The sequence below is a fragment of the Proteus sp. NMG38-2 genome, from assembly GCF_020640995.1.
Taxonomy (GTDB): Bacteria; Pseudomonadota; Gammaproteobacteria; order Enterobacterales; family Enterobacteriaceae; genus Proteus.
The window spans coordinates 1760744-1785269 of sequence record NZ_CP085481.1; the positions used below are offsets into that span (position 1 = coordinate 1760744).

22 protein-coding genes are annotated in these 24526 nt (G+C 36.2%); 10 read left to right on the plus strand and 12 right to left on the minus strand.

The window, feature by feature from the left end:
• Positions 1 to 88: 88 nt before the first annotated feature.
• From proQ to htpX, 4 genes are all read left to right on the plus strand, one after another.
• Positions 89 to 781, plus strand: coding sequence for an RNA chaperone ProQ (gene proQ / locus LG402_RS08360; RefSeq protein WP_166541393.1), 693 nt, complete (start codon positions 89 to 91; stop codon positions 779 to 781).
• A gap of 19 nt (positions 782 to 800) precedes the next feature.
• A complete protein-coding gene (gene prc / locus LG402_RS08365; protein ID WP_166541392.1) occupies positions 801 to 2861 on the plus strand; it encodes a carboxy terminal-processing peptidase in 2061 nt (686 codons plus the stop codon).
• 935 nt (positions 2862 to 3796) lie between these two features.
• Entirely contained in the window at positions 3797 to 5149 is a 1353-nt protein-coding gene (locus LG402_RS08370) for an OprD family outer membrane porin (protein ID WP_227336787.1), read from the plus strand.
• Between the two features lie 416 nt (positions 5150 to 5565).
• The gene (gene htpX / locus LG402_RS08375) at positions 5566 to 6444 is read left to right on the plus strand and encodes a protease HtpX (protein WP_109408646.1); all 879 of its coding nucleotides are present in this window, start codon (positions 5566 to 5568) and stop codon (positions 6442 to 6444) included.
• Between the two features lie 85 nt (positions 6445 to 6529).
• Here the strand turns inward: htpX and LG402_RS08380 are convergent, their stop codons facing one another.
• The 4 genes from LG402_RS08380 to hxpB all read right to left on the minus strand — a co-directional run bounded on the left by LG402_RS08380 (position 6530) and on the right by hxpB (position 10716).
• Positions 6530 to 7393 (minus strand): hypothetical protein, encoded by an 864-nt coding sequence (locus LG402_RS08380; protein ID WP_227336788.1) that lies wholly within the window; start codon positions 7391 to 7393, stop codon positions 6530 to 6532.
• A 146-nt stretch (positions 7394 to 7539) separates the two neighbouring features.
• Positions 7540 to 8931 carry an L-cystine transporter gene (locus LG402_RS08385; protein WP_072070396.1) on the minus strand — a complete coding sequence of 464 codons (1392 nt, stop codon included), beginning with the start codon at positions 8929 to 8931 and terminating at the stop codon, positions 7540 to 7542.
• A gap of 242 nt (positions 8932 to 9173) precedes the next feature.
• Positions 9174 to 9740, minus strand: coding sequence for a metal-dependent hydrolase (locus LG402_RS08390; protein WP_109408648.1), 567 nt, complete (start codon positions 9738 to 9740; stop codon positions 9174 to 9176).
• Positions 9741 to 10047: 307 nt separating this feature from the next.
• Positions 10048 to 10716 (minus strand): hexitol phosphatase HxpB, encoded by a 669-nt coding sequence (gene hxpB / locus LG402_RS08395; protein ID WP_109408649.1) that lies wholly within the window; start codon positions 10714 to 10716, stop codon positions 10048 to 10050.
• Positions 10717 to 10915: 199 nt separating this feature from the next.
• Here hxpB and LG402_RS08400 point away from each other — a divergent pair, with 199 nt between their 5' ends.
• A complete protein-coding gene (locus tag LG402_RS08400) occupies positions 10916 to 11455 on the plus strand; it encodes a YniB family protein (RefSeq protein ID WP_109408650.1) in 540 nt (179 codons plus the stop codon).
• Positions 11456 to 11583: 128 nt separating this feature from the next.
• On the opposite strand, the gene LG402_RS08405 is transcribed toward LG402_RS08400, so the two are convergent.
• The 5 genes from LG402_RS08405 to LG402_RS08425 form a co-directional block, all read right to left on the minus strand.
• The gene (locus tag LG402_RS08405; protein ID WP_166541391.1) at positions 11584 to 12456 is read right to left on the minus strand and encodes a fructosamine kinase family protein; all 873 of its coding nucleotides are present in this window, start codon (positions 12454 to 12456) and stop codon (positions 11584 to 11586) included.
• A gap of 154 nt (positions 12457 to 12610) precedes the next feature.
• Positions 12611 to 13468, minus strand: a complete 858-nt coding sequence (locus LG402_RS08410) for a metal ABC transporter permease (RefSeq protein ID WP_036937443.1) — start codon at positions 13466 to 13468, stop codon at positions 12611 to 12613.
• Complete coding sequence (locus tag LG402_RS08415) at positions 13465 to 14376, minus strand: metal ABC transporter permease (protein ID WP_166541390.1); 912 nt, start codon at positions 14374 to 14376, stop codon at positions 13465 to 13467. The genes LG402_RS08410 and LG402_RS08415 overlap by 4 nt, the downstream gene beginning before the upstream one ends.
• A gap of 2 nt (positions 14377 to 14378) precedes the next feature.
• Complete coding sequence (locus LG402_RS08420; protein ID WP_109408653.1) at positions 14379 to 15266, minus strand: manganese/iron ABC transporter ATP-binding protein; 888 nt, start codon at positions 15264 to 15266, stop codon at positions 14379 to 14381.
• Positions 15263 to 16120 (minus strand): metal ABC transporter substrate-binding protein, encoded by an 858-nt coding sequence (locus LG402_RS08425; protein ID WP_227336951.1) that lies wholly within the window; start codon positions 16118 to 16120, stop codon positions 15263 to 15265. The genes LG402_RS08420 and LG402_RS08425 overlap by 4 nt, the downstream gene beginning before the upstream one ends.
• Positions 16121 to 16752: 632 nt before the next feature.
• Between LG402_RS08425 and LG402_RS08430 the strand changes: the two genes are divergently transcribed.
• Positions 16753 to 17424 carry a transglycosylase SLT domain-containing protein gene (locus LG402_RS08430; protein WP_166541388.1) on the plus strand — a complete coding sequence of 224 codons (672 nt, stop codon included), beginning with the start codon at positions 16753 to 16755 and terminating at the stop codon, positions 17422 to 17424.
• On the opposite strand, the gene LG402_RS08435 is transcribed toward LG402_RS08430, so the two are convergent.
• Together LG402_RS08435 and LG402_RS08440 are read right to left on the minus strand one after the other, a co-directional pair.
• Entirely contained in the window at positions 17421 to 18134 is a 714-nt protein-coding gene (locus LG402_RS08435; RefSeq protein WP_166541387.1) for a MarC family NAAT transporter, read from the minus strand. The genes LG402_RS08430 and LG402_RS08435 overlap by 4 nt on opposite strands.
• Positions 18135 to 18233: 99 nt before the next feature.
• Positions 18234 to 18830 (minus strand): GNAT family N-acetyltransferase, encoded by a 597-nt coding sequence (locus LG402_RS08440; protein ID WP_166541386.1) that lies wholly within the window; start codon positions 18828 to 18830, stop codon positions 18234 to 18236.
• A gap of 266 nt (positions 18831 to 19096) precedes the next feature.
• Here LG402_RS08440 and LG402_RS08445 point away from each other — a divergent pair, with 266 nt between their 5' ends.
• Complete coding sequence (locus LG402_RS08445) at positions 19097 to 19435, plus strand: tRNA-binding protein (RefSeq protein WP_109408658.1); 339 nt, start codon at positions 19097 to 19099, stop codon at positions 19433 to 19435.
• A gap of 108 nt (positions 19436 to 19543) precedes the next feature.
• Positions 19544 to 20233, plus strand: a complete 690-nt coding sequence (locus LG402_RS08450; RefSeq protein WP_166541384.1) for an AraC family transcriptional regulator — start codon at positions 19544 to 19546, stop codon at positions 20231 to 20233.
• On the opposite strand, the gene LG402_RS08455 is transcribed toward LG402_RS08450, so the two are convergent.
• Positions 20234 to 20677, minus strand: a complete 444-nt coding sequence (locus tag LG402_RS08455; protein WP_227336789.1) for a PACE efflux transporter — start codon at positions 20675 to 20677, stop codon at positions 20234 to 20236.
• A gap of 310 nt (positions 20678 to 20987) precedes the next feature.
• On the opposite strand from LG402_RS08455, the gene LG402_RS08460 reads away from it, so the two are divergent.
• Together LG402_RS08460 and thrS are read left to right on the plus strand one after the other, a co-directional pair.
• Positions 20988 to 22328 carry a hypothetical protein gene (locus tag LG402_RS08460; RefSeq protein ID WP_227336790.1) on the plus strand — a complete coding sequence of 447 codons (1341 nt, stop codon included), beginning with the start codon at positions 20988 to 20990 and terminating at the stop codon, positions 22326 to 22328.
• Between the two features lie 268 nt (positions 22329 to 22596).
• Positions 22597 to 24525, plus strand: coding sequence for a threonine--tRNA ligase (gene thrS, locus LG402_RS08465; protein WP_166541381.1), 1929 nt, complete (start codon positions 22597 to 22599; stop codon positions 24523 to 24525).
• Position 24526 lies beyond the last annotated feature (1 nt).

Below are 24526 nucleotides of genomic sequence, written 5' to 3' on the forward strand. Positions count from 1 at the left end.
TTGCCATAGAAATTGTTGGCAACACTATTATAATGTCGCTTGTTCATGCCTGCGCTGGTTGGCAAAACCGTTGTAATCAGGAAATTTCATGGAAAATCAACCTAAGTTGAATAGTAGTAAAGAAATCATCGCTTTTTTAGCTGAACGTTTCCCTAAGTGTTTTATTGCTGAGGGCGAAGCTCGCCCTTTGAAAGTTGGCATTTTTCAAGATCTTGTTGAAGCTCTAAAAGATGAAGCTGAATTAAGCAAAACACAGTTACGTTCCGCATTACGCTTATATACCTCAAGTTGGCGCTACCTTTATGGAGTTAAAGAAGGGGCAAAACGTGTCGATTTGGATGGTAATGACTGCGGCGAACTGGAAGCTGAGCATATTGAACATGCTCGTACACAATTAGCAGAAGCCAAGGCGCGCGTTCAAGCTCAAAGAGCTGAACAACGTGCTAAAAAGCGCGAAGCTGAAGGTGATAAGGAGACCAGTAAACGTCCGGCAGCGAAAAAGCCAAATAATACGCGTCGTCAGACACCTAAAGAAGGTGAAAAACGGCAGCCTCGTCCTCAAAAAGCGGCTCAAGCTCCTCGTAAAGCACCACGCCAAAATACTGAAAAGTTAATTCCAGTAACAGACACATCAGTTCTTACTGTTGGTCAATCGCTGAAAGTTAACGTCGGTAGTAGCGTGATGAATGCGACAGTGCTAGAGATAGCAAAAGAGGGTGTACGTGTACAATTGCCTAACGGTTTGGCAATGAATGTACGCACGGAACATTTAAAGTTCTGATACGGAGGCCAACCAGAGCATGAACAAACTTTTAAATGTGGCTTTTGCAATCGGATTAACATTAACAGGTACTTCTGTTGTGATGGCTGAGAAACCAGCCACTCCAGCAGTGGCAACTATTGATCAGTTACCCGAATTAAAGCAAGAGCCACAACACTCTACTGTGAGCGAGCGAGTTACCTCTCGTTTTGAACGCTCTCATTATCGTCAGTTTTCGCTAGATGCGAGCTTTTCTGAAAAGATATTTAATCGCTATCTTAATTTATTAGACTATAGCCACAATGTATTGCTTGCGTCTGATATCGCCCAATTTGATAAAGAAAAAACTAAAGTGGGTGAATACCTGAAAAAAGGTGAGCTTCAACCCCTTTATGATCTCTTCAATTTAGCGCAAAAAAGACGTTTTGAACGTTTTCAATATGCGTTAGATCGTATCAATAAGCCAATGGATTTAACTGGTCAGGATAAGTTTGAGTTAGATAGAACGAAAGCACCATGGCCTCAAACTCAAGCTGAATTAGATAAGCTTTGGGATGAAAAAGTTAAATACGATTGGTTAACACTGAAATTATCTGAAAAAACAGACAGTGAAATTAAAGAAACGTTGACCAAGCGCTATAAAGCCGCTTTGCGTCGTCAAACACAAAGCCAAAGTGAAGACGTTTTTCAAATTATTATGTCGGCATTTGCCCGCGAAATTGATCCACATACCAGTTATTTATCACCAAGAAATACAGAAGCATTCGATTCTGAAATGAGTCTTTCATTAGAAGGCATCGGTGCTGTATTACAAATGGATGATGACTATCCTATGATCAACTCGATGGTGACCGGTGGACCGGCTGCAAAAAGCAAAGAGTTGAAAGTTGGTGATAAAATTATTGCTGTAGGCCAACAAAATAAACCGATGGTAGACGTTGTCGGTTGGCGACTTGATGATATTGTTGCCTTGATTAAAGGTCCAAAAGGTAGTCAAGTTAAGTTAGAAGTTATCTCTGATGAGAAAGGCGCTAAACCAAGAACAATCACGATAGTGAGAGAACAGATCCGTTTAGAAGACCGAGCTGTTAAATTGACAGAAAAAGTCATCAATGGTGATAAAGTCGCTATTTTAGATATTCCAAGTTTCTATGTTGGTCTAACTAATGATGTTAAAACTCAATTGCAAAAAGTAGCAAAAGATAATGTTTCGTCATTAGTTATTGATTTACGTGGTAACGGTGGTGGTGCTTTAACTGAAGCCATTTCACTGTCAGGATTATTTATTCCAAGTGGTCCTGTGGTGCAAGTTAGAGACAATAATGGTCGTGTACGACAAGATTTTGATAGAGACGATGTTGTTTATTACAAAGGCCCATTAGTTGTTATTGTGAACCGTTTTAGTGCTTCAGCTTCTGAAATTTTTGCGGCAGCCATGCAAGATTATGGACGTGCTTTGATTGTTGGTGAACAGACCTTTGGTAAAGGAACAGTTCAACAATATCGTCCTTTAACACGAGTTTACGATCAAATGCTTAGCCCTGATTGGCCAGGTTTAGGTTCAGTACAATACACTATCCAAAAATTCTATCGAATTAATGGTGGTAGTACTCAGCTTAAAGGGGTAACACCTGATTTATTATTACCAAGTTTTGATAGTGCTGAAATGGGCGAGAGCTTTGAAGATAACGCATTACCTTGGGATAGTATTTCTCCTGCTAGTTATCAGTTATCTGAATACTCAGATAAATTGAAAACAGCATTAGCACCATTAACGGAGCAGCATACTAAACGTATTGCAAGTGACAGAGAATTCTCATACATTTTTGATGATATTCAACGCTACAATGATGCTAAAGCAAAAGGTGAAGATAAATTTGTTATCCTGAATTTTGCTGAAAGAGAGAAAGAAAACAAAGAGCTAGAAACTATTAAATTAAATCGTATTAATGAGCGTTTTAAATTAGAAGGTAAGCCTTTGTTAAAATCACTTGATGATTTACCTAAGGATTATGAAGGGCCAGATCCTTATTTAGATGAGACCGCAAAAATTGCAGTTGATCTTTCAAAGGTACTTAAGCCGAAAAAACTATTAAATTAAGTTATCAATTATAAAAACTGATACTTAAAGTTACCCCAGTAGTTGGATAGCCAATTACTGGGTTTTTTTATATTTAAGTACATTAAGATATAAAAAAGGTTTTGCTAACCAATGTTTATCAAGCAAGTTACTAGGCGTATTTTAAATACATTGGCTATATTTTGGAGCTTAGAGCTTTTATCTTCTTGTTTATTTATTCTATAAAGTTACCCGTAATATAAATAATTATTAATATATGGATATTTAATTTAACTTTGTTTCGCTTAATTTTTAATCTGAAATATATTTCTAATAAGTTTGTGATGTAAAAAAGATATTAAATTAGCTTTTAGATAAAAATTTCTTCAAATGATGATATGTAATTGGTTTTTTATCTAGTAAGTAAAATAAAAAGGTAAATAAATTATTTATTGTGATTATTCTCACGTTTTATGGTTTACTTATTGCAATAAATGTAACATGTTGTGACAATGATCGCTTAAATTGACATAAAATTACTATAGCATACAGATCATAGAAATTTAGTGTCACTTTGAGACATTGATGCAACAGCTAAAAACTTATCTAAATAATGGGTTGTTTTTATTCTATGAGTTCAAAATGTATTATCAGAGTCACATGTAAAAACTGAAATATCATATTTTCAGGAGTAGTCTTTCTACGTAAGGAATAATAACTAAAAGGCAAATAATCTATAATTTGCTTAAAGGATTTTTATTGCTAAAAAATGAATAAATACAAATGTGGTGTGCAGTGAGATAGCCATATTGGATTTTTCATGCCTAAAAATAACTTTAGTATTTGAAATGTATGTAACCAGAAATTTAATCAAGGGTTGTTTTTTTAGCTAAATATAAGAATGGTGTTTTGTTGAACTTGTTGAATATAAGCCAATATAAATCAACTCAAATATTTGTTAACCAGGTTGACTTAAAATGAAAGTAAAAAGAATAGTATTGTTTATGTTGTCCCCTTGTTTTTTAGCTGTTAGCGCCGCCAATGCTGGAAATTGGGAAGATTCTATTAAAGAGAGCGCATTTGTTTCCGACTCTGAACTTGAGCTTTCTACAATTAATATGTGGAAATACCTAAAGACAGAAAACCGTTTCGATAAAAATGAACAACGTTATAGAAAACAAGTTGCTAATGCTTGGGGTCAAAACTTTCAAGCAGATTTCAGATCTGGTTATTTAGGTGGCATCCTCGGATTTGATGTCTCTTATTATGGTGGTATCAAATTAGGTGCAAGTAAAGACTTCGCCTCCCGTGCAATTTTATATAATGATGATGGCGATGCAAAAGGCTATAACAAAATTGGTCAGCGCTTTGCAAAAGTTAAATTTGATTTAGATCCTGTTTTAATTAACGGTAAAGCAGGTTGGTTTACGCTGAAAAATACGGGTATTTTTACTAACTCACAGCGCTTATCATTAAACAGCTATAATGGCTATGCTACCAACACAGCAATGGGTGATTGGAGCTTAGATTTACTGTTTCTTGACGGTAAAATAATGCGTCGTGATAGCCCAAATATCGACAGAATGTATTTCAGTGATGGTAATGGTAACAGACACAACATCGATCATGTATTAACTGGTGGAATTAACTATAACTCCAAACCGTTAAAAGTATTTTATTTCTATGGCCAGGCGGATGATGTATTCCGTCAACAAGGCTTAGAAGCAAAATATAAATTAACCTCAGACGTGACTATTGGTGGTGTTGTTTATTATCACGATTATGGTAGTGATGGTAAACGTACAGTAAGTGATGCCAATAAAGGTAAGCGTAACTTTGATAATGATGCATGGCACTTTGCAGGTACGATGGAATGGCGAATTCCTGAGTCACCATGGACATTGCGTACTGGTGTGACTTATACCGATGCTGAGAAAGCAAATGGTGTTGGTCAATTTGCACGTAATCCAATTGGTAATACTCGTGGACGCTTTAACTCACCAGCTTACGCTGATATTGACTATGTACGTGATGGTGAGGTTATGGGTGCGTTGGAAGCCGAGTACAGAATTAGTAAAGAGCTGTCAGTTGGTGCACGTACTAACTATAGTGAGTTCAGTTATTCAGGTGAAAGATTAAAACAAGGACAGTTTGGTTTATTTAGCTATTGGAAACCAACAAAAAATCTTTCTGTTTCTTTAAGTGGTGGTATCGGTTGGCACCACCAGCAAGAAAACGATTACACCACACCAAAACTGTATGATGGTCATTCACAACGAGCACATTCATTATCAGGCTCTATGACAACCACATATCGTTTTAAAATGTAATTAGTTTATAGCTTAATCACGCTATTGCTTGTCTTATGTGCACGATTTGTATTACTTACAAGTCGTGCACAAAGAGCATAGCTACAGTGAGCTCGTCGATAATAGTGTTCTGTTTATATGCTAATCTTTTCCACTTTTTTGTTGATAGATTAAACGTTATAAAGCCTTCTCTGGTGCTTATCTCTTTAGCTAAATAATACAAACAGTTGTCCCGCCCATTTTTGAACACTCATCTCTTTCCAGTTTTAAATAATGCCCAATAAGTGGGTAATTAAATCCTATTTATTTATCAAAATGTAAAGTTATACTGTTTTTAGTATTAAATACGTTAAAAGACTTGATAAAATTCAAAAAAGCCTTATTTATAAGGTAGTTTTTGCAATGTGATAATTAGATAAAATAGGAACAGTATCAATATGATGAGAATTGCGTTATTCCTTTTAACAAACTTAGCTGTAATGTTTGTTTTTGGGATCATCTTATCTTTAACAGGTATACAAGGTCGCAGTGTTCAAGGTTTGATGATCATGGCGGGTTTGTTTGGTTTTGGTGGTGCATTTATTTCACTGTTAATGTCAAAATGGATGGCATTACGTTCAGTGGGTGGTCAAGTTATCGAAAACCCAACTTCAGAAGTAGAGCGTTGGTTATTAGATACGGTAAGACGCCAATCTGAACAAGTCGGTATTAAAATGCCACAAGTGGCTATTTATGATGCACCTGATATCAATGCGTTTGCGACAGGCGCTCGTCGTGATGCTTCGCTGGTGGCTGTAAGTACAGGGTTATTAGCCAGTATGAGTCGTGATGAGGCAGAAGCGGTTATTGCTCACGAAATCAGCCACGTTGCTAATGGTGATATGATAACTATGACCTTGCTTCAGGGGGTTGTAAATACCTTCGTTATCTTTATTTCGCGTATCATTGCACAATTCGTTGCTAACTTTATTTCGAGTGATGAAGAGAGTGAAAATAGCAATGGTAACCCATGGGTTTATATGGGTGTTTCAATGGTACTGGAAATTGTGTTTGGTATTCTGGCGAGTATTATTACCATGTGGTTCTCTCGTTATCGTGAGTTCCATGCAGATGCAGGATCGGCAAAACTTGTTGGCCGTGAGAAGATGATTGCAGCATTACAACGTTTAAAAACGAGCTATGAGCCACAAGAAGAGAGCAGTATGATGGCTTTCTGTATTAATGGCCGTAATAAGTCATTCAGTGAATTATTTTTATCTCACCCACCATTAGATAAGCGTATTGAAGCACTGCGCAATGGTGAGTATCTAAAATAAAAATATTATAGGCGATAAATTAACGCCAATATTTAAACGCTCAATATGAACAGTATTGGGCGTTTTTTATGGAACATATTGATATTTAATCTAAATATTCCCCAAAATAAGCCACAGTTTTTTCCTCATCAATCTTGAGCTTACCTTTCCATCCCGCCCATGGCATCTCCATATCAGAACGTCCTTTAGTGTTATTAAGCTGATCCTCTGCAATGGTAATATCACCGAAATTGGCCCAGCTATTTAAAGATAATGAAATAAAGGCATTGGGAATAACACCTACTAAAGCAAGTGAGTGCAAAATACCCCGCTTGGTGTATTTATCACCAGAAATTAATTTAGCTTCATTTAACCTTTTTTCAAACTTACCCGGAGTTTCATCTTCAGGGGCGTTACGTAATAAATGAAGTAATTGCTTAAAGGTCTGTTTGTCTGCCTGCGTTGGACTTACGGGAGGGACTGTTAGTAAGTGCTTTAAATTCAGATAAGCATAAGAGGGGTTGCCAGTATAAGAATTACCGTAATAGAGACAATATTGAAAATAACTATCATTAATATGTTTTTGTTGGTTTCTATCACTACAAATCCAACAACAGGCATATTGAGGCTTTTCGTCATAATTATGTAGTGGTAAATTTTGTAATTTATGAAAAGCACCTAAAACAGAACGTCCTCTAAGATAGCTACCACCCACACCAGCCACAAATGCATCTAAACAACGTTTTTGAGTGAGTAACGGATTGTTTTTTAAGCTATGTAATTGATTCATAACATCAGAGTGATCCGCAAATTTTTCAATAATATTAGGTTGCCAATTGGTCGCTAATAATATGTTTTTTTCCTTTTCTGAAAGAACATCAAGATGATAAAGAGAAACTTGGCGTTCAGGATCATACTGGCTGTTTTCATACTTATAGAGTTTTCGCAAAACTCGCATAATTTTTTGCACGATTTTACCTTGTTATATTTATAGATTTTTCTATTGATATTGGTGAATGATATAGATGGAAGATATGTAACTTAATATAGATACAAATAGATACAAAAAAAAGCCAGTTCAAATGAACTGGCTTGATCAATAGAGGTAGATAAAGTTTATTTTACTGTAAGTTCTGTTTCTTCATCTTGATTGAAGACTGCTTTATCCGTTTGTCCCATAATTTGGCTGGTGATTGTACCTGCTGTCATTGAGCCACTGACGTTTAATGCGGTACGTCCCATATCAATTAATGGCTCTACAGAGATTAATAGGGCAACTAATGTTACAGGTAAACCCATTGCAGGCAGAACGATAAGAGCTGCAAATGTGGCACCACCACCAACGCCCGCAACACCTGCAGAGCTGACGGTTACGATAGCAACTAAAGTGGCAATCCACATTGGATCTAATGGGTTAATACCTACGGTTGGTGCAACCATAACAGCGAGCATTGCAGGGTAGATACCTGCGCAACCATTTTGGCCAATCGTTGTACCAAAAGATGATGAGAAGCTCGCGATAGATTCTGGCACACCTACACGTTTGATTTGTGTTTCAATATTTAACGGGATACTTGCTGCACTTGAACGGCTAGTAAATGCAAATGCTAATAATGGGCCCGCTTTTTTGAAGAATTTAACTGGATTTAAGCCTGTAAAACTAACGAGTAATCCATGAACCACAAACATTAAGCCAATAGCAACATAAGAGGCAACAACAAAGCTTCCTAATTGAATGATGTCGTGCATATTTGAGCTGGCTACAACTTTAGTCATCAGCGCCATAACACCATAAGGAGTTAACATCATAACAATACGAACTAGCTTCATGATCCATGATTGTAAGCAATCAATCGCAACTAAGACTTTTTCGCCACGAGGCTGGTCTTCTTTGAGTAATTTCAGCGCAGCCATACCTAAGAAAGTAGCAAAGATAACAACGCTAATAATCGATGTTGAGCTTGCACCTGTTAAGTCAGCAAATGGGTTTTTAGGAATAAACGACAAAATAAGCTGAGGCATGGTTAAGTCAGAAACTTTACCCATGTAATTTTGTTCAAGTGCAATTAAGCGTTGTGCTTCTTGTTCGCCTTGTACTAAGCCTTCTGCGGTTAAACCAAATAAATTGGCGATCACAATACCAATTAATGCAGAAATGGCAGTGGTAAATAATAAAGTACCAATAGTTAACCCACTGATTTTTCCTAGTGAAGATGCTTGATGCAAACGAGCAACAGCACTAAGAATAGAGGCAAATACTAATGGCATAATGATCATTTGTAATAGCTGAACATAACCATTACCCACGATATTAAACCAAAGAATAGATTCTTTAATAATAGGATCGTGTGAGTCATAGAATGCGTGTAGCGCTAATCCAAAAGCAACACCAAAAACTAAACCAACAAGAACTTTCTTTGAAAGGCTCCACTGACGTTGACTTAATTTAGCCAAGACGAGTAATAACACAACAAAGACGAGTACGTTAATGATTAACGGAAAATTCATCTTAACTCTCCAACGAGATCTTTATTTATATAATTTCGACGATTGTATGCGATATGAGTTCTTAGATAGTAAGAAAGGATATAACAGCATCAACTCGTTATAGGGTAACAGGATTGTTAATAACTTTTTATAATTAATTATTCTTTTATATAATCGTTTAGTTATAAAGACAAGAAAATAGGCATAAAAAGATGTAAGAATTTATAAATAAATAGAGAAACGTAGGGTTTTGTCAGGGGGTGTTAAAAATTAGTGCGCTTGTCGTGGTACATCTGTAACCAGTTATTGACTTGCGAAGGCAATGTAACAGTAAGGTGTGGTGGCAAAAAAAGTGCGCCTACAAGAATAAGGACGGAGATAAAACGTTCACCTTTTTTATTATTTTTTTTACCTAAAATAGGTAGCGCAAAGCGCATTTTTAGAGGCCATAGGAAAGGAACACCTGCTGGGGTTAACATGTCGGCAATGAGATGGCTAAGATAACCAAGTAAAAGAGCATGAAAGATATCGGCTGAAATTTCCCAGCGTGGTGAAACTTGGGTTTCCCATAAAATCGCTAAACCACAAAATGCGAGTAGGCTATGAGTGAAACCTCGGTGGCCGCAAAGTTTTGATAAGGGAAGAGAAATAACACGGAACAATCGCCCAAGGATAGAGCCTGGATGATCTAAGTCTGGTAAAAGTGAGCCTAATAAGACAGCAGGGATCATGTGAAACCAATCACCATGAGCAAGAGCTGGCGTTATTTCAAGTTTCTGTGCTAACACAAGTGTTGCAACAGAAAAAAGTAAATGTCCTTCTGCGGTCATTCCAAGTCTGTTTGTTTGCTGTTCATTTATACAGTGATAAAGTATAAAAGGTTTTGATGATAACTAACAGACAAAAAAGATAAAAATTGCCTTAAATATTAAGTAATAACAGAAATATTTTATTTGATTGATTTAAAAACGATCGAATTTAGGATAAAAACCTAAAAGGTGGAATGGGAGCTGGTGGCATTAAGGCATATGAGTAAGAAAACGCCAAGAGTAAAAAAGTAGTATTGAAGAATAAAGTGTTAGAAGCAGAATAAAAGGGATATCGAATAAAGCAAAATATCCCTTTTATTGATGGAAACTAACCTAATAAATGTAGTTGTGTTAACTCATTAAGAGAGGCAATTTTCACATCAGCTAAACCCCATTGCTTATCATTAAATTGTGTTGCTGCTGGTACAACGATAGAGCGCATTCTTGCACCTTTACAGGCAATCATACCATTACGAGAATCTTCTAATGAAACACAGTGGATTGGGTCAAGATTGAGTGCTTTGGCTGCATTTAGATAAACTTCTGGATGTGGCTTACTGTGAGGTAATTCATCAGCAGACACGACAGCTGAGAAATAATGGCGAATATTAAACAACTCAAGCACACGTTCAAGCATAAAATCAGGAGAGGCTGATGCTAACGCAATTTTCAATCCTGATGATTTACAAAGTTCTAAAGCATGTTCGACACCGGGTAATAGTGGCTTGGTTTCTTCAACCAGTTTGACAACACGAGAAACCATTTTTTGTTTTGCTTCTTGTTTTGAAACGCCTTGCCATGGTGAGGCTTTATACCATAAATCAATGACTTCGTTTATTCTTAACCCAACCATATCGGGCATTGCCGATGAAAGGGATAAATCGACGCCTAATTCAGCAAAGACCTCATGTTCTGCTTGCTGCCAAAATGGTTCAGAGTCGATTAATAAACCATCCATATCAAAAATAGCCGCTTCAATAGGGAATTTAAAAGACATGTTACTCTCCATAAATAAGGTCTATGTTGTCGAATGGCGATTGTAGCAAGAGTTACAAAGAAAATCTTTTTAATCAGTTTCTTATTTATTTAGTAAAATAAATAGAGAGAATGGCTACTATTAATATATTGTCGTATTAGCCGTTAATTAGACTACGATAAACAGATAAATATTGACGAATTCTACTAGTGAGGATGTGATGAGTTATCAATATGCAGGATTATATGCCATTTCAAAGCGCGTTCTTGGTTGGCTTATTTTTATTCCTGCCTTTATTTCTACAACAGTGTCGTTGATAGGATTGGCTGCAATCCAACGCCCAAGTGGTGATGGTGTAAATGCCGTGATCAATGATTTTTTTCGTGTGTTAGCGGAAATGGTACAATTTAATACACCATTTTTAGGCTTCTTCTGGCGAAATTCACCTATCCCTAATACACAAATGGGATTGAGTCAGGAAAACATCACTTTCTTTGTTATTTTTCTTCTTATGTTTGTTGGGTTGGCGTTTAGTGCATCGGGATTACGAATTTATCGCCAAGTTAAGTATTTAAAAGAAAATATACAAGATCAGCTTATCATTGAACGAGCGATGAAGAGTGGCATTACCGCAGAAGAGCTACAACAAAATATCAAATTACCACGACATACTATTTTCACTCAAATTATGGTGCTTTATCTATCACCAATTATTGTCATGGCAATTGGGTATTTCTTACTGAAATTTTTAGGGTGGTAATAGTGCTTTATAATGAACGAGGATAGTTCATTTATCTAACTGAAGGGAAAATAAACCTCGCACAATGTGAGCTGGCGAGGTTATATTTTTAGCTTATTACCTGGTTTAAACTGTTTTTTTATCTTTTGTCAGGGAGTAGCTAATAAATCATCAATAATTTTTCGCGCTTCTAAGTAATCTTCTTCACCACCAAATAAATTACAACGGTTGAGGAAAAAATAGAGTTGATAAATGGGCTGACGTAATAAAAATTTTTCAGATAACGGCCAAACACTCTGATAACCATCGAAAATATTAGCGGGTACTGCAGTACAAAGTGGTAGCATCGCTATATCACATTCTCTATCTCCCCAATAGCAGGCAGGATCAAAAACTGTCCCTTCAGATTGGCCAATTGCTGCGCAGTTTTTAGGCCATAAGTTGCCATGAAGCAAAGACGGTTGTGGATTATGATCAGCTAGACGATGATGAATAATTTGGGTTATCTCATCGATATCACCAAAGACCATCCCTTTTTCTGATGCCAATTGCAGTTGAAAACCAATCCGTTTTTCAGAATAAAAGTGGTTCCAGCGTTTTTCCCAGCCATTTAGTTGGGGAGTTGTGTCGATTTGGGTATCAAAATCAAAACCATAACTAGGTTGATCTTCCCATTGGTGTAGTCTTGCTAATTGTTGACCAAAGCAATAGGCACTATGTGGTGTAAAAGGTTGAACAGGTAAGAATTCAAGGAGTAAGAAGCTGGCATCTTTGCTATTACCAATGCCAAGAACGCGAGGAGTACGAATTGTTTGGCTTTTTGCCAGCATTTCAAGTTGTTCTGCTTCATTTTTAAAATTAGGCAGAAACTCACGTAAGTTAGATTTTACAAAGACGGGTGTATCACCATAATAAATTTTCCATGTATGGTGAATATCGCCACTAGAAAGGTGAGTTTTTTCGTTTATCTTTGCTGAAAATCCTAAGTTTGATTCCAGTAAACGACCTATATTCTGCCACATACTTACACCTCGCAAAGTTGTTTACTCAGTAGACCCAAATAAAATAATAACGAGCGATGTTTATCTTATGACAATAACACTTTAATTAAATCAATAAAGTATAAAGCTAAAAAACGGGATGATTATCCCGTTTTTGCGAAGATAAAGGAGATTATCAGGCGTTCGCGGGTTTTGTTTGTCGCTTTATTTTTGCTAATTTAATCTGATTACAGAATAACGCAATAATAAAGAATATAGCTTGAGTTAGCACAATACATGGGCCTGTTGCTCCATCAATATGGAAACTAATAAATGTACCAATCACACTGGATGCGACAGAAAATATAATAGCTAGCATTATCATACGAGAGAAACTACGTGTTAATAAATACGCAGTGATCCCCGGAGAAATAAGCATAGCGACAACTAAAATAATCCCAACGGCCTGCATTGAAGCAACGATAGTTAATGCCAAAATAGACAGTAAGCCATAGTGCAATAAGGTAACAGGTAAACCGACGATCCTTGCTTGATTAGGATCGAAACAATAAAGCATAAAATCTTTTTGCTTAACTAGCATGATTGTGATGGTAATTAAACAAATAATACTAATTTGAGTTAATACATCTGGCGTTATACCCAGAATATTACCAAATAAAATATGCATTAAATGTTGGTCTGTATCGACACTGGCAAAAATAACCAAACCTACGGCAAACATACCTGAAAATACAATTCCCATCACGGTATCTTCTTTAATACGACTGTGCTCTTTTAAATAGCCTGTGGCAAACGAGCAAAACAAGCCAGAAAGAAAGGCACCGACCGTTAATGGAATGGCAGTGACATAAGCAAGCACTACGCCGGGTAACACAGCGTGAGAGATAGCATCTCCCATCAAGGACCAGCCCTTTAAAACCATATAACAAGATAAAATAGCGCAGGCGATCCCGATAATGATAGCGGCAATGATAGCCCGTTGCATAAAAGGATATTGAAATGGTTCAATGAAAAATTCAATTAGCTCATTCATAGTTTCACCTCTTCTTGTTTTGGCGCTTCTTGGGGCTGATGAGATTGTGAGATTAACTGTTGTGAGCTTTGGCGAGCACGGCGACGAGCAGCTAACATGCCGTGTTTAGGTGCAAATAAGAATGCTAATAAAAAAAGTACAGTTTGCATTGTGACAATGACGCCACCCGTTGCGCCATTAAAGAAATAGCTAAGATAGGCACCTACAGCACTGGTTATTGTGCCAATGCAGATAGCAATAATAGCAAGTCGTTTAAATTGATCGGTGAGTAGATAAGCTGTTGCGCCAGGTGTTACAACCATTGCAATAACCAGAATGGCACCAACAGTTTGAAGTGCAGCAACGGTGCAAGCACTTAATAAAGTAAAAAAGATAATTTTTAATTTTAAAGGTGATAGACCAATAGATCTGGCATGGATTTCATCAAAAAAAACTACCAGTAAGTCTTTCCAGATACAAAATAAGACGAGAAAAGAGACACCTGTAATAATAACAACTTGCCATACATCTTCATCTGCAATACCTAGAATATTTCCGAGGATGATGGTCTGAACGTTGACGGCTGTCGGTTTAAGCGAAACCAGCAACAGACCAAAGGCAAAAAAAGTGGAAAAAATAAAGCCAATAACGGCATCTTCACGAAGGCGTGTGATATGGCGAATAAATGTCATTGATAATGCAGCGAGCAAACCCGTAAAAAAAGCACCGACCGCATAAGGTAAACCTAATATATAAGCCCCCGCAACACCAGGAACAACGGAGTGGGAAAGGGCATCTCCCATTAATGACCAACCTTTTAAAATAAGATAGGATGAAAGAAACGCACAGACAGCACCTACTAAGGCACTAACCCAAATAGCTTTCACCATATAGTTATATTCAAAAGGTTGTAGGAGTAAATCTAGCATGGCTAATCTCCTTGTTTGCGCTGACTTTGGTGCGCTGGAGTATGTTCTTTTTGATGACCATAAAAAACGGCCGCGCGTTCATCATCAGTAATTACAGTAAGTGAGCGTGGATCATCGTCATCATGAAGATCAGAGCCCGACAAGCTAATATGACGCAATACACCGCCAAATGCGTGTTCTAAGTTCTTTTGGGTAAAGGTTGTTTCAGTTGGTCCACTATCTAATACAGTTCTATTTATTAAAATAACGTGGTCACAAAATTCAGGCACACTTCCTAAGTTATGTGTTGAAACTAAAACGAGATGACCTTCTTCACGTAAATTACGTAAAAGTTCGATAATAGCATTTTCGGTTTTAACATCGACACCAGTAAAGGGTTCATCGAGTAATAAAACAGTACCTTCTTGAGCCATTGCTCGTGCCAAGAAAACGCGCTTTTTCTGACCACCAGAAAGCTCACCAATTTGACGATGACCTAATCCAGATAACCCTACACGCTCTAGCGATGCTTCAACAACTTCATGATCATGTTTTGATGGAATACGAAAAAAACCCATTTTTCCATAACGACCCATCATTACAACATCAGAAACAAGCACAGGAAAATTCCAGTCAACTTCTTCTGTTTGTGGTACATAAGCAATCATGTTTTGCTTTAACGCTTGTTGAATAGGATTGTCGTTTAATGTCACTTTACCTTTAGAGGGCTTTACTAGCCCCATAATGGTTTTAAACAGAGTAGATTTACCACTACCATTGATGCCGACGAGGGCACAAATTGTGCCGCCCGTGATAGAGAAACTTGCATCAAAGATAGCGGTATGACCATTGTTATAGGTGACAGTGGCGTTATCAACTGTCAACGTTGGATTCGTTTTTATTTTACTCATTGACCAAATCCTTTCGCAATTGTATCCACAGTGATAGTAATTAAATCAATATAAGTAGGAACCTCACCGCCTTCAGCGGAAAGTGAGTCAACGTAAAGAACACCGCCATATTTTGCCCCGGTTTCTTTGCTGACTTGTTTAGCCGGTTTATCTGAAATTGTACTTTCACTAAAGACTACAGGGATATTGTGTTTTCTTACTGTATCAATGACATATTTAACTTGTTGCGGAGTGCCTTGTTCTTCTGCATTAATTGGCCATAAATAAACTTCTTTAAAGCCATAATCATGAGTTAAATAACTGAAAGCGCCTTCGCTGGTCACTAACCAACGATCTTCTTGTGGTATACGAGATAATCTTTCTCTTAATGGTGTATCAAGTTGTTTAATTTTTTCTGCGTAATTTGCTGCATTTTGATTATAAATTGCTGCATTATCAGGGTCGTGTTCAACAAGTGCTTTACGAATATTTTCAATATAAATTAATGCGTTATTTGGTGACATCCATGCGTGTGGATTCGGATTGTTTTTGTAAGCGCCTTCACTAATTGCCATTGGAGTGATGCCTTCAGTTACTACAACCGCAGGAACATTACGTAACTCATTAAAAAAACGTTCGAACCAGCGTTCAAGATTTAAACCATTCCATAAGATCAAATCAGCTTTTTGGGCTTTTACAATATCTTTTGGGGTAGGCTGATAATCATGAATTTCAGCACCAGGTTTTGTAATTGATTCAACAATCGCCGCATCTCCAGCGACATTTTGTGCGATATCTTGAATAATAGTAAAGGTAGTGACGACTTTAAGTTTATCTTTTGCTTGTGTAGGCGTGGTTAAAAAGACAGTTGCCATAAGGCATAAAGCCGTTAGTGAAAATTTGTTTACAGAGCGAAATATATCCATATTATTATTGCCTTATAGTTGCAGAGTTATTTTCTCAATTGATAATGATTATCAATATCATTTCAAAGAAGTCAAGTTATCTCTGTGTAAAAAGCTTCATTTGATAACGACTAGAAATAAGATAACAACATGTATTCCAACAAATGTTAAGTAGATTGTCGGGTTTTGTCACAAAAATTAACAATCGTTCGTAACTATTTGTGCAAGAGCTTATTTTTATTACTTATAAAAGCTCACTTTTCCTCAAAAACCAACACTTGTTATACTTCTACAGTTTTTATAGCTCTCATAAAAACCTCTCTTAAAGTAATTAATTCATATGATTTATTTTAGAATATGCAATAACCCAATATAAACCTATTATGGCTGCTTCAATTCTGATTGAGAGATTTTGGGAGGAAAACAGGAAATAGGATAATTTGAGATAAAACGCACACGCTAGGAATAGTAATTGATTGATTTATTTCTCACACTTTGCCATATTTTAACATGCATTTTTGTGTGAAAATAGAATAATATATTTCCAACTTATTGATATATAAATATGTCGTTGTACAACCCTTTATGCAAAAGGATAAAACGTGAAAGTAAAAATCATCTTTTCTTTGGCAATTTTGCTTCTTGCTGGTTGTGCTGATCATGCTCGTCAACCAATTCAAAAAGATACATCTCGATTTTTAAGCCAAAAACCGATAAATAGTCGTATTAATAATGCTTCAATATCTACGGCACAATGGAAAGCAACCCCTTTTGATAACCACATACAGCAAGCCTCTAGCCGTTATAATGTTGATGAGACATTAATTAAAGCGATCATCCAAGTTGAATCTAACTTTAGACCAGAGGTGATTAGTAAATCAAATGCAGTTGGATTAATGCAAATTAAAGCATCGACAGCAGGAAGAGATGTTTATCAAAATAGAGGAAAAGCGGGGCAACCAACAACAGCTCAATTGAAAGATCCCGCTATTAATATTGATTTAGGTACTGCTTATATTCAATTATTAAGAGAGCGCCACCTTGTTGGTATTGCTGATCCTGAAACACTTTATTACGCCACCATTCTTGCTTATGTTAATGGCGCAGGCGCTTTATTAAGAACATTTGATAAAGATAGAGATAATGCGATAGCTAAAATTAATTCAATGAGTGCGGACGATTTTTATCGTTACGTTGAAAAAAACCATCCGGCAACTCAAGCACCACGTTATTTAGCTAAAGTAAGAGCTGCTTACCATGCAGGGGATAATTAATCTGGCAAATTAGCTACGGCTTGGGCCTGTTTTAATAAAGCAGGCAAATCTGCAATAATTTCAAGAACGCCGTTAATCATAAATTGAACACCCATACAGATTAATAAAAATCCCATTACACGAGAAATAGCATCAATACCACTGTGACCTAAATATTTCATAATGCGGGTGGAGCCACGAAGTGACAGCCAAACAATCACGCTAATTAAAAAGAAGGTCGTTACAGGGGCAACATATAAGACCCATTGAGCAATATCAGTACGCGAAGGTATTGATGCAGCGGTACTGATTATCATTGCAATGGTTCCTGGTCCTGCGGTACTTGGCATTGCTAAAGGAACAAAGGCAATATTGGGTTCTTTGGGATTGTGGTGAGGATTATTATCGTCAGCAATAGGATCATCAACATTAGGTGTATTAGGAAACAGCATACTAAAGCCAATAAAAGCTACTATCATCCCACCAGCAATACGAAGACCGGGTATCGAAATACCAAAGGTTGTCATTATGACGCGACCTGCATAAAACGCGATGGTCATAATGAGGAAAATATAGACACATGCCATTAAAGATTGTTGATTACGCTGTTCTTTGGTCATATTTCCTGAAAGACCAAGCCAGAGAGCAACAGTCGTTAATGGATTAGTTAAAGGTAAAAGTAAAATAAGACCAAGGCCAATAGCCTGAAAAAACTGGTAAGCAGAGTGCATGGAATATAAAAGCTCCTATAATAACAGGTAATTAAGGAGTATTTATGATAACAAATTAAACAGCAAAAAAGTTATTTTTAAGCATAATAATCTTACTGTTTATTGGTATTTCTTCATTAACCACTCTAAATGCATTTTTACTGAGAGCCAGTCATAATCAGTAATACTATAAACACATGTATCCCTTTTTTGACCGCCTGTTGTTAGTCTATGGTTACGTAAAATGCCATCGAGCTTTGCACCTAGGCGCTCAATCGCTCTACGACTTGTTTGGTTTAATATGTGAGTACGAAATTCAACAGCAATACACTGTAACTCTTCTAGCGCATATTTAAGTAATAGGTATTTAGCTTCAGTGTTAATTCCTGTTCTTTGTACTTCTTTTGCATACCACGTTGAGCCTATTTCTAACCTTGGTGTTTGGTTATCAATATTCATAAAGGTTGTTATGCCTACAACATGATTATTGGCTTGAGAATAAATGGTGAAGGGCAACATTAATCCTTTTTGCTGCAATTGAAGCTTATGTTCAATATCACGTTTCAATTCTGTCACTGAAGGAACAGTTGTAAACCAAAGCTCATTGGGTTTATCTTTTTTAATTAACTCATATAAGTCTGAATAGTGATCCATACTAAGTGGCACTAAGCGTACGAGTTTTCCTTCAAGAGTTACCCAATCTGTTATTTTTTTCATTTCATATTTTCCCTACGTTAGTGGTGAAAAGGATCGTCATTTAAGAATACTTTTTATACATAACAAATTTATGAAATGGTACGATTATTTAAATAATGGTTAAAAATACGGAAAATTATTAATAATTAAAATAGCGAAAAAAGAGAATAGGATGACTCTCTCTCAACAGAGAATGATTGTCTTGCTACAGGTGAGGTTGCATGATGCATGCTAATCTATAACTCAGTAATTAAGATATCACTGTAAATAAAATAGATTGGTAAAAAATGACAAATGTAATTGAATGGGATGATTTTCTTCGTGTAGAAATGCGTGTAGGAACGATTATTAGTGCAGAAATAAATAAAAAAGCCAATAAACCTGCTTATGTTATGGAGGTAGATTTAGGTGAATTAGGTATCAAACGGTCTAGTGCCCAAATTACGGTAAATTACACACCTGAAGAACTTGTTGGACGCCGTATTTTATGTGTTTGTAATTTCCCTGTTAAGCGTATAGCTGGCATTAAATCCGAAGTACTAATTACCGGAGCACCAGATGAAACAGGTGCGATTGTATTAGCTGAATTTAATTTGCCTTTACCAAATGGCTCGCGTTTGGCTTAAGTTTGTTTAACATAATAATTTCCTAACAAGATACTCTTCGATAGTGATGTTCTGTTGAGTTTTGATATAGTGTTTATCAACCAGCGCATTGAATAGGAGGAGTGTCTTTTGTTATTACCTCAATTACATTTACGATGTTATACACAAGAGACGGTATCTCATCAGCATGATAATTTATGGCAGATTATTTTTGGATTGTCTGGCTCGATGGAGGTTAACTTTAATCGAGAAGATTTTCTTATTTCTAATCAAAATTGCTTAATTATCCCTCCGACTATTAATCACGCTTTTTCTGGCAATAAAGATAATAAAAATCTTATCTTAGAATTGCCCGTAACCTCACAATGGCAATTAAGTGAAAAGGGGGGGCAATTTGCTTTGTCACCTGCCGCTATAGGGTTATTAGAATGGTTGCATCAATATCCCCAACCTCCCGAGCAATATTCAACCATAACACGGCTTTTACTTGCTCAAATGGAAATACAAAAAGATTGGCGTGATAATCTTGATGCGTGGTTAGCAAATAAGTTACATACGCCACTCACAACACACGATATTGCATTAGCATTTAATACTTCAGCAAGCACGCTACAACGAAAAATGAAATCCGAGCTAGGTATGTCTGTTATGCAATATGTGACTAAACAGCGACTTAATAAAGCCGCTGAGTTATTGAAATATACATCCACAAATATTGAGAATATTGCTTTAGCGGTAGGGTATGATTCTCATTCTGCATTTAGCCAAGTATTTCGCCAATACTTTAATAAAAGTCCTACAGAATATAGGAAAGCCTAATTATTGCGCTGCTTTATTTTTCGCTGAGTAAATTCGAGGGCATAATTTATCGAAAATTAGCGTAAACAAATAGGTATAGATAAAAAAGAACATCAAAATGGTGATTTCCATGCTTATAGCTTTTATAAAACCAACGTTATACCACCACATATAAAGCGGAATAGTAAAGAAAAATAAACCTAATTCAAAACTTATTGCATGGGTAAGTCGTACCATGACTGTGCGTTTTTTGATCCTTAATTTCGACTCAATTAATTCAAAGAAAGAATTAAAAATATAATTCCAAATTAGAGCAATAACAGAAACAGCGATTGCAACAGGAAGTGAATTATGTGATTGGCTCTGGCTCAATATTGCCAGTAAAACAGTGCTTAATAAAATCGCGAGAGTTTCAAAAGTAATGGCATAGACTAATTTACGAGGACGAGGCTTTAGATAAAACACGTTATATACCTTTATATTAACGATGAAAGTTCTGGCCCGCCCCAGAGAATGTTATTTTTAAAGCCACGGTTTCCGCTTGATGGGTACTGATGGTAATGAAACGAGTTATAAATTGCAAAGAGATAAGTGTTTTTTGATGATTTATGCATCTGTGTTTATGATTTAAATAATAAGTATTATTTATAATAGAAAATAAGAAGAGGAACACAGAATAACGAAAAACTCACACTATAATATGATTATGCAAATGATAGGAGAATAGTAAATATATTAAATAAGTGTATTTACATAATACAAAATAAGGATGCTTATGAGTGGTGAGATTGCTGTTTTCATAATGACTGTCGTTTTTATTGCAATGGCCATTTTGTATTTAGCGCCCGTTTATTATTTTTTTGTTGTGATATCAGCATTTAAATATATCCAGTCTCCACTAAAAAAATCCATCTTGTTCTCTTTGATTTTAATATTAATTAATATATTTTTCTATTTTAATACCACTTTAGTTTCAAAGGGAGAGCTTGCTCTTATTAAGAGCAATGATCCTCAATTTATTTTTCTAGGTCTATTATTTTTCTATCTCCCATTTATTTATCTTCATATCGTCAGAAAAAGAAACCCTAAAATAGTGGGCTATTGGATAGCCTTCACATTGTCATTCTTAGCTTATAACTCATATTATTTTCCACAAAAAATGATGGGAGATAAAAAAGAGAGAGTTATTCAGCTGTTACAAAGAGGTGATTTAGAAGCATTAGATAAAGTTTGGAAAGGAAGTTGTCCTGATCCTTATAGCATTGAAGTGGAATTTTTTTATAACACAGATTTGATAAAAACATTTGATAAAAAATCACTCTGGTTTTTAACTGAGTGTGTAAAACAAAATAAGAAGACAGAATCTCTTTATTTATATTATAGACCGACTAACTATCCGCTGTTTGATAGAGAGTTTTCAATAGCAGAATGGAATGAAAATGTTGTCGATTTATTTATCGATAAAAAATTTTATAGCACTCTTCCAGAAGAAGAGAAAAAGGAACTAGGCGATACCATAATACAAACTTTTCAAGAAGGATTAATGTATACAGGCACCTTTGATGATTATACGAAAAAAATTGATTATATTCTTCAACAGCGTCCTGAATTTAAAAACTATATTATTTTTGATCGAAAAGAGTTTATATACGCACTCAGAAATCACCGATTAAAATATGCTCAATACCTTAAAAAACATCTCGATAAAAATGATCCTTTTATTAAATTAGGTTTTGCAATCATTGAAGATGACATTAAATATATTGTTGATGAAGGAAAGAAAAATCCTGAACTCTTTACTCAAATTCTTATGGATACATCTGCATTGTCCGCATCTGGTTGTGATGAAGGGATTATGCCTTTTGATATAAATACCTTTATTTTTAGTAATGGAAGTAAGAACTTAATTATAGCACTATTGGATAATAATCTAGTAAATACAAGTAATTATAAATGCAATGGATATAATTACTTGGCGGATGATCATGGCAAGGAAAAAACCTGTTTTAGCTATTTACTCCGACATCTTGAATATAACCATACAATAAAAAATAGAGATGATAAAAAAGAGATAGAGAAAAGAATATTGAGTCAATTAACACAATGTGATGAGTGAGATTTTCTTGTGGTTTCTATTTCGTATTTTCTTGAGGAAATATAGGCAGATAAATGTATAAATCTTTACTGTCTGTGATAATATCCCTCCTGAGTTATGATAAGGCTCAGTGATGCTATGGATATTTATAAAATAAATATGTGTACATAACTGTGTGCAAACCTCGCGAGGTAAAGTGAGAAATTGTCGTAACGTACTGAATATAGATGAAATAAAAAGCTTACAAGTGATCTTGCGTATGGGTCACCACTGTAAATAAGGATTTTAAATGCCAATTATTACTCTTCCTGACGGAAGCCAACGTCAATTTGAAAATGCAGTTTCTGTCATGGATGTCGCTGCAGATATCGGTCCTGGACTTGCGAAAGCATGTATTGCAGGCCGTGTTAATGGTGAGCTGGTGGATGCTTGTGAATTAATCGAACATGATGCGAATCTGGCGATTATCACCGCAAAAGATGATGAAGGTCTTGAGATTATTCGTCACTCTTGTGCCCACTTACTGGGACATGCAATTAAACAATTATGGCCACACACCAAAATGGCGATTGGTCCTGTTATCGAAAATGGATTCTACTACGATGTAGATTTAGACCATTCTCTCACGCAGGAAGATTTAGAAACTCTAGAAAAACGCATGCTAGAGTTGGCGAAAACAGATTACGATGTTATTAAAAAACGCGTAAGCTGGGCTGAAGCTCGTGAAACATTTGTTTCCCGTGGTGAAGATTATAAAGTTGCTATTCTTGACGAAAATATTAGCCAAGATTCTCAACCAGGTCTTTATCATCACCAAGAATATGTTGATATGTGCCGTGGACCTCATGTTCCAAACATGCGTTTCTGTCATAACTTTAAGTTACAGAAAATCGCAGGTGCATATTGGCGCGGTAACAGCGATAATAAAATGCTACAACGCATTTATGGCACAGCTTGGGCTGATAAAAAACAGCTAAAAGCCTACTTAGACCGCTTAGAAGAAGCCGCAAAACGTGACCACCGTAAAATTGGTAAACAGCTTGATTTATATCATATGCAAGAAGAAGCACCAGGTATGGCTTTCTGGCATAATGATGGTTGGACAATTTTCCGTGAGTTAGAAACATTTGTACGTTGTAAATTAAAAGAATATGATTACCAAGAAGTAAAAGGTCCATTTATGATGGATCGTGTTCTTTGGGAAAAAACAGGTCACTGGGAAAACTACAAAGAAAATATGTTCACTACTTCTTCGGAAAACCGTGAATATTGTATTAAACCAATGAATTGCCCTGGTCACGTACAAATTTTTAAACAAGGTTTACGTTCTTACCGTGATTTGCCACTACGTATGGCTGAATTCGGTAGTTGCCACCGTAATGAACCGTCAGGCGCATTACATGGTTTAATGCGTGTTCGTGGCTTTACACAAGATGATGCACATATCTTCTGTACTGAAGAACAAATTTTAAGTGAAGTAAATGACTGCATCAAATTGATTTATGATGTATATTCTACTTTCGGATTTGAAAAAATCGTTGTTAAGCTGTCTACTCGCCCAGAAAAACGTATCGGTGAAGATGCATTATGGGATGTTGCAGAAGCAGACTTAGCAAAAGCCTTGTCTGATAATAATATTGAATTTGAATATCAGCCGGGTGAAGGGGCATTTTACGGCCCTAAAATTGAATTTACACTTTACGATTGTTTAGATCGTGCATGGCAGTGTGGTACAGTACAATTAGACTTCTCACTACCAGGTCGTTTAGGTGCGTCTTATGTAGCTGAAAACAACGAGCGTAAAGTACCTGTTATGCTTCACCGAGCAGTGCTAGGATCCTTAGAACGTTTTATTGGTATTCTGACAGAAGAGTACGCAGGATTCTTCCCAACTTGGTTGGCACCACAGCAGGTTGTCGTGATGAATATCACGGATGGACAGGCTGATTATGTACAAAAACTCGTCAAAGAATTGCAAGATGCCGGAATTCGTGCAAAAGCAGACTTGAGAAATGAGAAGATTGGCTTTAAAATTCGTGAACATACTCTACGTCGTGTTCCGTACATGCTTGTCTGTGGTGATAAAGAAGTTGAATCAGGCAAAGTGGCGGTTCGTACTCGTCGAGGAAAAGACCTTGGCAGTATTGACGTTAGCGAATTTAAAGAAAAGCTTCTGCAAGAAATTAGAAGCAGAAGTCTTCATCAGTTGGAGGAATAAG